At 44.1% G+C, this 13,935-nt stretch carries 4 protein-coding genes; all 4 read left to right on the forward strand.

Annotated features, from left to right (window positions below; genetic code table 11):
- Positions 1–516: 516 nt before the first annotated feature.
- The 4 genes from ACFQZR_RS01510 to ACFQZR_RS01525 all read left to right on the forward strand — a co-directional run bounded on the left by ACFQZR_RS01510 (position 517) and on the right by ACFQZR_RS01525 (position 13,758).
- On the forward strand, positions 517–1,587 hold the full coding sequence (locus ACFQZR_RS01510; protein WP_379342198.1) for a HupE/UreJ family protein: 1,071 nt from the start codon (positions 517–519) through the stop codon (positions 1,585–1,587).
- A 127-nt stretch (positions 1,588–1,714) separates the two neighbouring features.
- On the forward strand, positions 1,715–5,611 hold the full coding sequence (locus ACFQZR_RS01515) for a carbohydrate-binding protein (RefSeq protein WP_379342200.1): 3,897 nt from the start codon (positions 1,715–1,717) through the stop codon (positions 5,609–5,611).
- A 172-nt stretch (positions 5,612–5,783) separates the two neighbouring features.
- Complete coding sequence (locus ACFQZR_RS01520) at positions 5,784–8,138, forward strand: helix-turn-helix domain-containing protein (protein WP_379342202.1); 2,355 nt, start codon at positions 5,784–5,786, stop codon at positions 8,136–8,138.
- Positions 8,139–8,871: 733 nt separating this feature from the next.
- Positions 8,872–13,758 (forward strand): discoidin domain-containing protein, encoded by a 4,887-nt coding sequence (locus ACFQZR_RS01525; protein ID WP_379342204.1) that lies wholly within the window; start codon positions 8,872–8,874, stop codon positions 13,756–13,758.
- The last annotated feature ends 177 nt before the right edge of the window (positions 13,759–13,935 follow it).

The raw sequence follows: 13,935 nt of genomic DNA on the forward strand, positions 1-13,935 counted from the left end.
ATGGAAACGTAGACAGCAATAACAGGGTAAGGGAAAATCGCATTCCCTGATTCATGTTGCAGGCTTCTATTGCGAGGGAGGAAGCGCCTGATCTACCCTATGATTTCCCTCTTTGCGAGCGGATTTGTTAGTTCTGACCAGTCGTCTTCCAGGATGGGAAATCGGATCGTTGTATCGGAAATAAATCAACAATGGAGTGGAAGTGGTGCTAACGGGTATGAACCTATGTATCTTCATATCACATATGAAGTTGAGAGAATCATAAAGCACCGAAAGCCTCGGTACTCTATTCCGCATTAAGACAAAAGATCCTTTCGACCGTGGGCTTTACGGATACGCTACTAGCGCAGTAAAGAATACGTGAGAACAAGATTTGACGTTAACCGGCTAAGCAAGGCGACCACTATTATATCATTTGATATCATCCTTCTTCCTAACAATTGAAGCTGCCGAATGAGAGATGTATCGATCTAAGAAAGAGGAAGGTGTCAAATCGTAATGGCATTTATACGGAAAATGATAGTTTTACTATCGATCGTGGTAGGTTGGTGCTTAGGTTCGCTGCCGGCCGAAGCGCATCAGTCCAATAAAGGCTTCTCGCAAATTACGATTGAAGGCCGTCACGCAGTCTATGAGCTGTTTCTTCATGAAGGGGAATTGCCGTTTATTGATGCCGATGAAAATAAGCAGGTGACTGCGGAAGAGCTCGCCAGCGGCCAGGACCGACTTGCTGATTACGTACGGCAGCATGTAGAGCTGAAGCGGGGCGATGAAACGTTGGCATATCGCTTCGTCTCGGCGGAGCTGTCCGGCCAGGGACAAAACCACGGTGTTCAGATGCTGTTGGAGTATACTTCGAGGTTTGCGATAGACAATCTTACTGTTCATTATACGTTGCTGTTTGACGATATCGACCCACAACACGTAAATTTTATAACAATTGTTAACGGTGACGATGTGGTTGATACTTTTTTTGAAACAGGAACCCGCGTGCATCAATACGAGAGCTCTGGCGACCACGATACGAACAGGACGCTCCTTCAATACCTCTGGCTTGGAATAAAGCACATTTGGACGGGCTATGATCATCTATTGTTCCTGCTCTGCCTGCTCATTGTCGCCACCGGGTGGCGGGACGCACTGCGCATTGTAACGGCGTTCACCGCAGCACACAGCGTGACGCTGCTGCTGACGGCAACGGAATTGATTCGAGTCAACTCGCGCCTGATCGAGATCGTCATCGCTCTTTCCATAGCTTATGTTGCAGCGGAAAATTGGTTTATACGCCGGAGAGCAAAAGTCCCCCGTTACCGGTGGCTGCTCACATTCGCTTTCGGTCTCGTGCATGGGATGGGGTTCGCCGGTGCATTGCAGGAGACGGGGCTTCCGAGCCGTAATTTTATCAGCTCGCTGCTCAGCTTCAATGCAGGAATTGAAATTGGGCAATTGGCAATCGTCGCAGCAATACTGCCTTTACTCCTGCAAATTCGCTCGCGGAAATGGTATTCGCCGTTTGTGATCGGCTTGTCGGCCGTTATATTCGCGCTCGGCGTGGTATGGGCGGTCCAGCGTGGATTACAGCCATAAAGCGCGATGTACTGCCCTTGCGCTGTGGCACAATCTCTTGTTCAACAATAGAGCACCCCCGCCGATGGTCCGAGAACGGTAGCAGTATTACTTATAACCAAGATTGAAGATAAGAGGAGATGTATAGATGGATACTTTAGCGAAGTTCAAAAAGTCATCACTTTCGTTCATCCTGATGTTTGCACTCATATTCAGTAACTTTGCTGGCTATACGCCAGTGCATGCAGCAAGCGACGCGGTAAGCGACGCAGCAAGCGCCCCCGCAAGCGACGCGTATAGTCTGATGGAAGCAGAGAACTTTAGTGCCAAGTCGGGTACCTCCCTTAAAATCGAAGACTCCCCAGATGGCGGAAAAAGTATAGGAGGTACGAACGACGGCCAGTATTTAGTGTATAACAACATTGACTTCGGAAGCGGTGCTAACGGCGCTACGAAATTTAGTTCAAGAATCGCAGTAAAGGGATCGAATGGAGGCGGTAATATTGAAGTCAGGCTTGATAGTCCGACAGGCACTTTAGCGGGAACGCTTACTGTCGCAGCTACAGCACCAGATAACTGGAATGTCTACCAGACTCAATCTACCGATATTACCAATGTTACCGGAGTTCATGATATTTATCTTGTATTAAAGGTTGCGACGGGGAAATTGTACGTAGCCAACATAAACTGGTTTCAGTTTTCAAAAACGCTTAACAGTATTGCCATGACAACACCGCCAACAAAGACAGTATATCGTCTCGGTGAGAGCCTTGATCTCACAGGAATAGTTGTCACCGGCACTTACATTGATGGTTCCACAAGGGTGGAGGAAGTCAGAGCTTCTGATGTAAGTGGCTTTAGCAGTTCAACTGCAGTGGCTAGCCAGACACTGACAGTCACAGTACGCGGTAAGACAGCAACTTTTAAAGTAGGGATAATGTCGAAGGCGCTAACAAGCATCGCAACCCCTGCAGCGATTACTGGAGTAATAAATGGAACAGCGCCTTCACCTGCAGCTCTTGGATTGCCTGGCACAGTAGTTATGATGACTGATGGCGGTAATGCGAATACATTTGTAAACTGGGACGTTGCTGCCTCAGGTTATGATACAACTGTAAAAACCGAGCAACGTTTTACGGTACCAGGTACGGTAGTTCTGCCGTCGGATATTGCAAATTCGAATAATGTCCCATTGTCGACTAGCATCAGTGTAACCGTTCTAGCTGCAACAGATCCGAGTAAGGATACCAGCTATAAATTCAGTTATATGGTCTTTTCTGATACTCACGCAGTTAAACAAGGCGATAGACAAAATATTGCACTTGACAATGCTATGCAGGACGCTGTGCGAAATAATGCGGGATCCGTTAGCGTTGTTGGAGATATTACCGATTACGGCACAGATGCGCAATACGATGTCGTCATGAACACGATGAATAAGTATCCCGATGTGGAGCCCAATTTTGCATATGGGAACCACGAGGTAAGATGGGTTGGCGGAATCGAAGTAGCGAAAAGCAGATTTCTGAACAAAACAAAAATGCCGGACATTTATTTTGATAAGTGGATAAACGGATACCACTTCATCTATCTGGGATCGGAGGCTGATGATAAGGACGGCGCTTATATTTCGGATACCCAGTTGGAATGGTTAAAGGCTAAGTTGGCGGAGGGTGCTAGTAAAGATAAACCGATATTCTTATTTCTCCACCAGCCATTAGAAGATACTGTGTCCCAGTCGCATGCGTATTCTTCGCCATTCCCCTATAATAGCGACGAGGCTCAGGATCAAAAGGTTAAGGACATTGTGGGACAATATCCTCAAAGCGTTTTAATAACAGGACATTTGCATGATGATATGAGAATTCCGGGCAACTTGTATAACGAACAATACTTTACAATGATTAGAGATGGATCTATTGTGGATGGCGCACAAGCTTTGATTTTTGATATTTATGCCGACAAGGTGGTCATCAATGGAAGGGACGTCAACACAAGAAGTACGATTGCTTCCTGGACCATCACAAATTATACAACGGATGCTCTTTCCGCAGATACTCAGGCACCTACCACGCCTTCCAATGTCACAGCGAAAGTTCTAACAGATACGATGATCACTTTGTCATGGGATAAGGCTGCTGATAATTTCAATGGAAATGTAGGTGTTATTGGCTACGATGTTTATAATGGCTCTACCTTGATTGGATCGACAACAGGAAGTACGAGCTATAAAGTGACAGGGCTAACCGCGAATACGGCCTATCAATTTACGGTAAAAGCCAGGGATGCAGCAGGAAATGTTTCAAATGAAAGCAGCCCGTACAAAGTTACTACTTTAGACTACGATCCTGCTGCGATTAATGTTGTTTTGAACAAGCCGGCTACAGCCAACGGGAATGTGACGGGATTCGATCCGTCCAAAGCTGTAGACGGATCGTCTACAAGTGGCAGCAAGTGGTCGTCCACGACGACCGGAGATAAATGGCTGAAGGTCGATCTTGGACAAAATTATAGTATTGCTAGATGGGTAGTGATGCATGCGGGAGAAAGCGGAGAGACTATATCGCTGAATACAAAAAATTACTCGATTCAGGGAAGTATCGATGGAACGGATTGGGATGACCTTGATTCCGTAGAAGCTAACGTTTCCAACAGCACGGACAGGTATATACCGATATCGACCGTAAGGTATGTTCGCCTCTATATTACAAGTGGGCAAAACGCTATTGAAAATGGAGATTCAAATGTTTATGAACTTGAAGTGTATGGGGGGATACCTCGTACTAACGAAGTACCGGTGCCACCTGTATCGATTCCAGTTACGCAATCGATGGTCAATGCTTCTACGAATATATGGCCTGGCACAGGGACAACGCAGCAGAACGGCTGGTTTGCGTTCGATGACGATTTAAACACATCGCCCGATACGACGTCGGCTTCAGGCTGGGTGCTTGTAGACTTTGGCGCAAACAACAAGCAAGTGATCGACACCATCAAGTTTTATCCTAGAAAAGGTAATATAAGCCGGATGGCCGGAGGGATATTCCAAGGCTCTAACGATGGAACGAACTTCGTCAATCTGTATACAGTAGGCAGCCTCGGCGGAGGTTATAAATGGTATAAGGCGGCGGTAACCGACAAGACACCTTTCCGTTATTTCCGCTATTACTCGCCTGGCGGATTTGCTAACGTTGCAGAAATCCAACTCTTTAAGCAGTCTCCTGTGTCTCCTAAGTCTACATTGACAGGTGCAGATCAAGCAGCTCCTGGCCAAACATTCGATCTGACGATGGGACTAAGCGGCGTGACAGAAAGCGTATATCAGCAATTGTATGGGCAAGATTTGACGCTTCACTATGATCCGATGAGTTTGCAGTTCAATTCGGTTACATCATTAAAAGAAGGATTTAAAGTCATCGATCAAAAGGAAAAGGTGCCTGGACAAGTCCGGATTGTGGCTGCTAGCGTTGGCGAGAACGTGTATGCTCAAGGCGATCTGCTCACATTCAACTTTACGGCCAAGTCTGCTGCCCAAGCAACCGACACGACCGTTTCTGTAAGCAATGTTATCATTGCGAGCGGTGAGGGTAACGAGTTACAGGTAGGGGAAGTCTCCCACAAGCTGCAAATCAGTATACCTGTAGATAAGTCGCTCTTGAATGCTGCGATCGCTAGCGCTCAGACGAAGTACGATGCAGCCGTAGAAGGAAACGGGCACGGTCTGTATGTGGTTGGATCCAAGGCGCAATTGCAGTCGGCGATCGATGCGGCCAAAGCGACAGCTAACGATCCGAATGCTACACAGCAGCAGGTGGATAGCGCGAAATCCGCATTGGAAGCAGCCATTCAAGTGTTTGAAAGTAAGAAAATCTCCGCCGATGTCAATGGAAAAGACGGTATCACGGTTGGAGACTTGGCGATCGTTGCGGCAGCTTACGGTAAGCAAGAAGGTCAACCAGGCTGGAATGCGAAAGCGGATGTCAATCATGATGGAAAAGTAGATATTGAAGACCTTGCGATTGTAGCCAAGGCAATTCTGCAATAATCAGTTTGAAGAAGCCATTGATTCCAATTTAAATGGGATCAATGGCTTTTTTCATACAGCGAATCAGAAGTTATTTATGGAACGATTTGACTGCACATGATAGAATACACTTGGAAATGATAGTAATTGAATGATGGGTCATGCGAATAGACAAAAGGGGTAAAGCGCTATCATGAAGAAATTTTTCAGATCAGGTAAATATTTCGTAAGGATTTATTTATGGACGGTTTTAGCTCTCTTAAGTATTTTGATTTTCTTTTCTACGATTATTTACTTAGGCGTTGAGAATTCTGTGGTCCGAAATAACTATGATCTAAACAAGCAGATCTTATCCCAGGTTGCTTATAATGTAGATAACTTCGACCAGACGGTGAAGAATTTAGCTAACTCGATCTATTTGAGCAGTGATACGAAGGCTATTCTGGATATGGATCATATTAACGACAATTATCGCGAGGCAAGTGCTGCGCTGGAAAACTTAAGAACGACCTATATGAGCAATAACGCATTCATTCATTCCATCGTCATCTATAATGGCAAATCGAAGGTCTATGTGTCGACACACAAGGGGATATCCAGCATCGATCCCGGACTTGAGACGATGATGCGTTCTAACCAAGTCGTACCTGTACTTAAGCCGATCTATAGAGAAGTGGAGAGCCTGTATCCGATTGCATCCAAGCCAACGGATGGTGTGTTCACCTATGCGATGTATGATTGGCTGAGCGAGGAGAATAAGCCGGATGACAGCATTTATGTGAATATTAAAGCGGACTGGATGCTGGAGAATATCAATCGAATCAACACCTCGAATCCGAAATCTAAGAGCAATATTTATCTATTGAACGGTAATGGCGTAAATATCGGCAATCCAAATCATGATCAGGAGACGAAAGCATCCCTAGAGTCGCTTTACAGCCATTTCATTAAGAACGCCATTACAGATACGGGGGTCTCTTTCGATTCCTTCACCACGGATTTTAAAGGGGAAAAAAGCTATGTGTCTTACATCCACTTGAATCGGGTCGATTGGGTACTGGTGAAGGTCCAGCCTTATCAAGAAGTATTCCAAAATGTAGACCATATCAAATTCATTATTCTGCTGATTACATTGCTATTCATTGTTCTTGCGTTAATTGCTTCCTTCGCGATCTCTAGGAACATCTATATACCAATCGGAAGACTCGTAAAACAGATTAATATCATGGATCGGGATGAAAGTGATGACAAGCCAATTGAAGATGAAATTAGTGTCTTAAATCAAATGTATAATAAATACTATGAATATCGAGAGTTATATTATCAAGAAACCCGCTCGAAAGACCGGCTGCTTAACAATTATTATCTGACCAATCTTCTTGTTGATAGTCATGCGATGACGAAGGATGATATTGCTAGTGCGATCGAAAGCAACACCGCATTGTTCGAATCCGGCGGAAAGCTAGTCGTATGTGTGATTCGTATCGATCAATACAATCATTTTCTTCTGAAGAGCAATCGAGATCAAGAACTCTTCCGGTTTGCGATCGCCAATATTATGCACGATACGGTGAAGGCTAAATTTTATAATGAAACGGTAGATATGAAGAAAGACCAGATTGTACTGATCGTGAATACAGGACAAGCCCAACATGACGAGGTTATTCCTACGCTGGCGGGCTGTATTGCGGAAGCCCAGAACATGATCATGAATTATTTCAAGATGACTGTATCCGTGTCCATTGGCGAAATGGCCGAATCTGCTATTGCACTGGAAGGCAGCTATCGTATAGCGTTATATCATGCGAACTACCGGCTCCTATTCGGAAGAAATTCCATCATTACAGGGGATTCCGTGACAGCTAATAACGAAAATCAACAAGTGTACTATGCTCAGCAGTGGAATAAAAAACTGGTTGATGCGATGAAGTCGGGGAATATCCAAAATGCCGAAAAGGTCATTGTCAGCATCCTTGATGAGATTAAAGAGCAGAATTTCAACAATATGACGTTATCGGTTATGCAAGTAACGACTTTTATATTGAATACGCTCAATGAAATGAACAAATCCAAGCTTCAACCTCAACATATCGATTACAATGTGTATCATTTCAAGATGATGGAATTCGAAACGATGGAAGAGATTTTGGACGAGCTGATGCAGCTGATTTCCCTTGGCGTAGGGAATGCCAAGCAATCCAATACAGAGAAGCATGCCCTTATTATTGAGACTGCTAAAGGGATCGTCGAGGAAAGTTATTCGGATCCAGGCCTAAGCTTGCAGCTTGTCGCAGAACAACTGAAAATGTCCTCTACCCATCTGGGCAAAATTTTCAAAGAAAATATGACGATTTCGCTGTCGGAGTATATTAATGGCGTCCGATTGGAAAAGGCAAGAGAGATGCTGGAGAATTCAAACCTTCCGATCGTGCAGATCATCGAGAAGATTGGCATGGAAAATGAAAGCTATTTCTACAAGCTATTCAAGAAAAAGTATGGCGTAACGCCGAAAGAACATGTGCTGAAACAAACGATAACTAAATCGTAAATGTACACCGCCGCTCAGATCCCTTTGGGAGTGAGCGGCGTTTTTTTGTTTTTTCATGAAGTACAGTAAAAATCAAATTTTACAGGGTTACATTGCTGGATTAATTAAATACGACAGTGTTCTTGGATCGCAATTCACTCTATGATTCGAACTAGCAATAGAAATAACGAACAACAAGAAGTGAATTGGCATTGCGAAGTTCTAGCTTCATCAAAACCTTCATGAGGAAGAGGGCCCAAGCTTTGATCCGAAAGGGGTAATGACCCGGGAGGAAAATGGTCAGCATGTCGATGAAAGCGTACGAATTGATGAGCGGTCAATCGCTTGGCACCTATACGGCCCCCTGGATATACAGATATGAATAAGGTATTGCCATTGACGGTGAACTTGGTGAGCGCGGTGGCTGAGTTACAGCTCATCAAAGGACGCTCACAAGACAAGTTCGTCCCGAAGGGAATATCATCAAGTGCTGAAAGCGACGCAGGTGATCTTCAATTTGATTACTTAAACCGTTAATGTAAGCGCTTAATTGATAAGTGGTTGATTAGATCAATGATAGGGGGGATGTCATGGTATAGTCATATCATGTGCACTACGATGTAGTAGGCAATTCATAAATCTAGCAGAATAATCCTGAATAACCTTCCAGCTTGTATGTTGAATTTTGGTTAGTACTATTTTTGCAATTTGAAGTGATATCTCTAAAATTCTTTTATGCGAAGGAGTATGGAGAATGGTTAAATTCAAGAAGTACATTGTGTTATCACTAGTTACAATCATGATTGCTACAAATGCTTTAATACCACAGGAAGCGAAAGCTACAAGTGTAAAGGCTAATGATTCAAATGAGAAACTAGATACAGAATGGCTAGAGGTAAGTGGAATTCTAGATCGATACCCTGTAACCTATACAGAACTTCCCAGTATTAGTAACACCACAAGCCTTACACCAGACGGACCTCTAATGGGGAATGGCACGGTACTTGCATTTATGGGTGGAGATAAAAATAAGCAACAAATCTTTATATCTAGATCGGATGCGTGGGAGGATTCTCCTGTAGGCGGCAGAGATCATCATAATACTACTTATGGTAGGATCACATATGAAAGGTTGGATACGGGGTCAGGAAGTAATGTATTTAGATATGACCAAAGTATGAAAGATGGAATTGTAAACGCTGTCTCTGAAAAAGGATTTGAAACGAAAACGTGGCTATCAGCAACACAAAATCTGATCGTTACTGAAATAACGAATACGACGGAAGCAAATATAACGGTTGGTGTTAGCGCCGTTGCTGCTGATAAATCGTATAGCGGTAGTTCCTTTAATTCAGCAGTTGATAATGATAACCAACTTATTACAGTAACCAAACACTTGGTTTCGAATAAATACAATGATCACGTTGATATTTCCACAGCCTTAAAGGTGATGGGTAAGGAAGCTGTATTAAGCAAAGTTAATGAGCAAACAAGCATGGCAAAATTTGATTTGACTGCCGATGAAACAGTAACTGTCATTGCCGCAATTGAGGGTGGGAAAAGTTCCACTACTTCACTAGATGATGCCAAACAGCATATATTGTCGATTAATACCAAAGAGAAGTTGCAAAGTATCAAGGAAAAACATCTGGAATGGTGGAAAAACTTCTGGTTAAAGTCCTTCATCAAGCTGGATGCTGAATCTGCTTTATTTGAAAGAGTGTATTATGGCCAATTGTACATGATGGGAGCTTCGTTGGATGCTCAAAGTGACAATAATGGCGGAGTATTGGCTGGCAATCAATTTCCTTGGACTGGGAATCCAAACTCAAACTGGCAGGGAGATTATGCAATGAATGCCGATATGCAGCGAGCACCAAACGCAGCGATTGTAGCAAATCGGCTTGGTTATATCAACAATTACACGAAGCTCATTAATGACTTCTGGGAAGTAGGCCGGTCACTTGCGTCCGACCCTAAGGAAATGAATTATGTTATTAATAATAGCGACTGGTATCCTAAATTTACTAAAGGAGTAAGAGGTGTACTAATCCCAACACATATTGCACCTTGGGGGCGTAGAACGGAGCATTTCAACAGCAGTTCAGATTACTTTGCATCGATAGCAAATGCATCATTGGGACTAGTTCCAATGGTAAGATATTGGGAATATACCGGTGATGATGAGTATTTAAAGAAAGAATTATATAGTAAACTCGTCGATTTGACGGAATTCTTTGAAGATTATGCAATACTTAATCCAGCTACGGGTAAGTATATTATTGGCGGGGCTACCGTTGAAGGACATCATCTTCAAAAGAACTCGTTCCTGGATTTGGCATCTGCATACTTTGCATTTGAGAAAGCGATTAAGGCAAGTGAATCGTTAGGTGTGGATGCGGATAAGCGTGCCCAATGGCAACAATTCTATGATAAATTATCTCCGTTGCCGACAGCTGTAATCCCGGAGGGGAGACCAGGTGCAGGTAAAATAACATTTGTTGCTGCAGATGGACTTAAGCCCGATGGGCAGCGTTTCCCGATCATTCATACGACTTATTTGTATGATTTAGTAGGAATGGCATCAGATCCTAAGTTACTAGAATATACTAAAAATTATGTTGAATATGTTATACCTTGGCAATATGACAACGATAAAGAGGATCGTTCTGCTATGATTGCAACCAATGTTGGTTATGACATTAAGAAAATCACTGACTTTTTGACAAAAGGGATTATAGATCGATCTGTTGGAGATTGGACGGGCATTCGTAACAATAATACAGTAGGCGGCACTGTTCAGTCATCCTTGCTCTATAATAATATCACGCATTCTCTATTGCAGAGCAATCAGGATTTTATCCATGTTTTTGCGAATTGGCACACAGATCAAAAGGCTGAATTCACTCGCTTAAGAGCGAAAGGTGGATTTTTGGTAGATGCTAATCAAAATGAGCTTGGTCAAACGACGTATGTCAATATATTCAGTGAGAAAGGAAAGGCTCTCTCCGTTCTGAACCCATGGCCGGGACAAGAGGTAGAGGTCTATGAAGACGGCGCACGGATTAGTGCAACGAAGAGTACGAATAATTTAGGCGATGTCTACACGGTGTCTACCAAAGCGAATTCATCCTATGAATTGAAGCCAACAGGCGGATTGCAAAAAGTGACGCTTGTAAGTATTACACCACCTGCAGCAATCACAGACATAGAGATGGGTACGGCAAAGACGGCAGAAGCGTTAGCGCTGCCTTCCAATGTGCAACTAGTTACGAACCAGAATAAAACGAAAGGAGTAGTTGTATGGGATGTAACCAACGCAAGCTACGATCCAGCGCGAAAAGGACACCAGAGCTTTACAGTCAATGGTACCGTAACTTTGCCAGATGGTATTGAGAATCCGAATGCTGTATCCTTGTCAACCAGGATTAAAGTTAACGTAAATAGAATTCCTCAGAAGCAAATGATAGCAACAGCGACAAGCGAGGAGGCTGGAAAAGATGTGGCATTCAATGCGATTGACGGGAATCCGCAGTCGATATGGCATACGAAGTGGAATAAATCCGATGCGCTCCCGCAATCGATTACCTTAAACCTTGGAGGAACATACGACAATATTAATAAAGTTACGGTATTGCCAAGGCCAGATGGCGGCAACGGAAATATTACAGGCTACAATATTTATGTAAGTACGGATGGAACGACCTTTACCAAGGTTGCAACCGGAAGCTGGGCAAACGACGCTACGGAGAAAATCGCAACATTTACTGTGACAAATGCATCATATGTCAAGCTCGAAGCAACAGCGGGCGTGAGCGGCTGGGCGTCGGCTGCGGAGGTTAATGTATTTGCAGAATCAATGAAAGAGCGGCAGGTTGTGGGAATCACCGCGCCAGCTAACATGACAGGCGTGGCGAACGGTACAGCAAAGACGGCAATAGCCCTTGGATTGCCTGCCACCGTAGAAATGGTTATGGATGCAGGAAGCATGAATGCGAATGTGACATGGAATGTACAGGCTTCAAGCTATGATCCAACGCTAAAGACGGCACAGACCTTCATCGTAAATGGAACGGTAACTTTGCCTCCGGGGGTTACCAATCCTAATCATGTATCGTTGGCAACAAGCATTAGCGTTACCGTAAGCAAAGCCAGTGCAGTTCTGAATGTGAATGATAATGATCCAGCAATCTCTTATACCGGGTCGTTTTCTTACTCGCAAAATAGAGGTAAAGGCGATTATATGAACGATGTGCACCAAACGCAGAATAACGGAGATTACTTCCAATTTACATTCACAGGAACGGGTATCGATTATATCGGAGCTAAGAACGTGGATCTTGGGAATCAAGACGTTTATATTGATGGAAATCTTATGCAAACGGTAAGCGGTACTGCTTCGAGCTATATTCCACAGTCGGTGCTTTATAGCAACAAAAGTCTTGCGAGCGGAACACATACGATCAAAGTGGTGAAGAAGTCCGGGTACTGGTTGGTATTTGATGCATTGAAGGTTTACCAAGATTCGGCACTGAGCGGAATCACAGCGCCGGCCGATATAACGGGGCTGGCGAATGGCACGGCAAAAACAGCGGTGGCTCTTGGATTGCCTGGACAAGTCGTTCTGGTCACAAATTCGGGGAATGTGAATGCCGATGTAACATGGAATGTAGACGGATCAAGCTATGATCCAGCTCAAAAGACGGCACAGACCTTCATCGTAAATGGAACGGTAACTTTGCCGGAAGGGGTAATTAATCCGAACAACGTAGCCTTGACAACGAGCATCCAAGTGACTGTGCTTCAAGCATCAACGATGCCTCAATCTACATTAACAGGTGAACATCAAGTCGCCCCTGGCCAAACATTCGATGTCACGATGGGACTCAGCAACGTTACGCAAAGCGTATATCAGCAAATGTATGCGCAAGATTTGACGCTTCATTATGATCCGGCGAATGTGAAGTTCGATTCGGTTACATCACTGAACGATGAATTTAAGGTTATTGAACAGAAGGAAATGGTGCCGGGATACATCCGGATTGTGGCTGCCAGCGTGGGTGCGAACCAAGGTGTGCCTGCCCAAGGAGATTTGTTGAAATTCAAATTCACGGTGAAATCCGATACCAAAGCAACCGATACGACCGTTTCGGCAGGCGATGTAGTCATTGCGAACAGTGAAGGGAATGAGCTGCAAGTTAATGGATACTCCCACAAGCTGCAAATCAGTACCTCTGTAGATAAGTCTCTCTTGAATGCTACGATCGCTAGCGCTCAGACTAAGCACGATGCAGCCGTAGAAGGAAACGGGCACGGTCTGTATGCGGTTGGATCCAAAGCGCAATTGCAGTCGACCATTAATGCGGCGAAAGCGACAGCTAACGATCCGAACGCTAGGCAACAGCAGGTGGATAATGCGAAATCCCTACTAGAAGCGGCCATTCAAGTGTTTGAAAGTAAGAAAATCTCCGCCGATGTCAATGGAAAAGACGGCATCACGATCGGAGACTTGGCGATCGTTGCAGCAGCGTACGGCAAACAAGAAGGTCAGTCGGGCTGGAATCCGAAAGCGGATGTCAATAAAGACGGCAAGATTGATATTGAGGACCTTGCGATCGTAGCCAAGGCGATCTTGCAATAGAATAACTTTCGATAGAAAAGCTTAAAAATTACATCGCCGCTCAGATTCCTATGGGATTGAACGGCGTTTTTTATGTCGATTTACACCTGAAATGCAGGAAAAATCAAATTTTACAGGATGGATTTGCTGGATTAATTAAATTCGACAGTGTTCTTGGATCGCGATTCGCTCTATGAT

The sequence above is a fragment of the Paenibacillus sp. GCM10027629 genome, assembly GCF_042676425.1.
Taxonomy (GTDB): domain Bacteria; phylum Bacillota; class Bacilli; order Paenibacillales; family Paenibacillaceae; genus Paenibacillus_K; species Paenibacillus_K terrigena.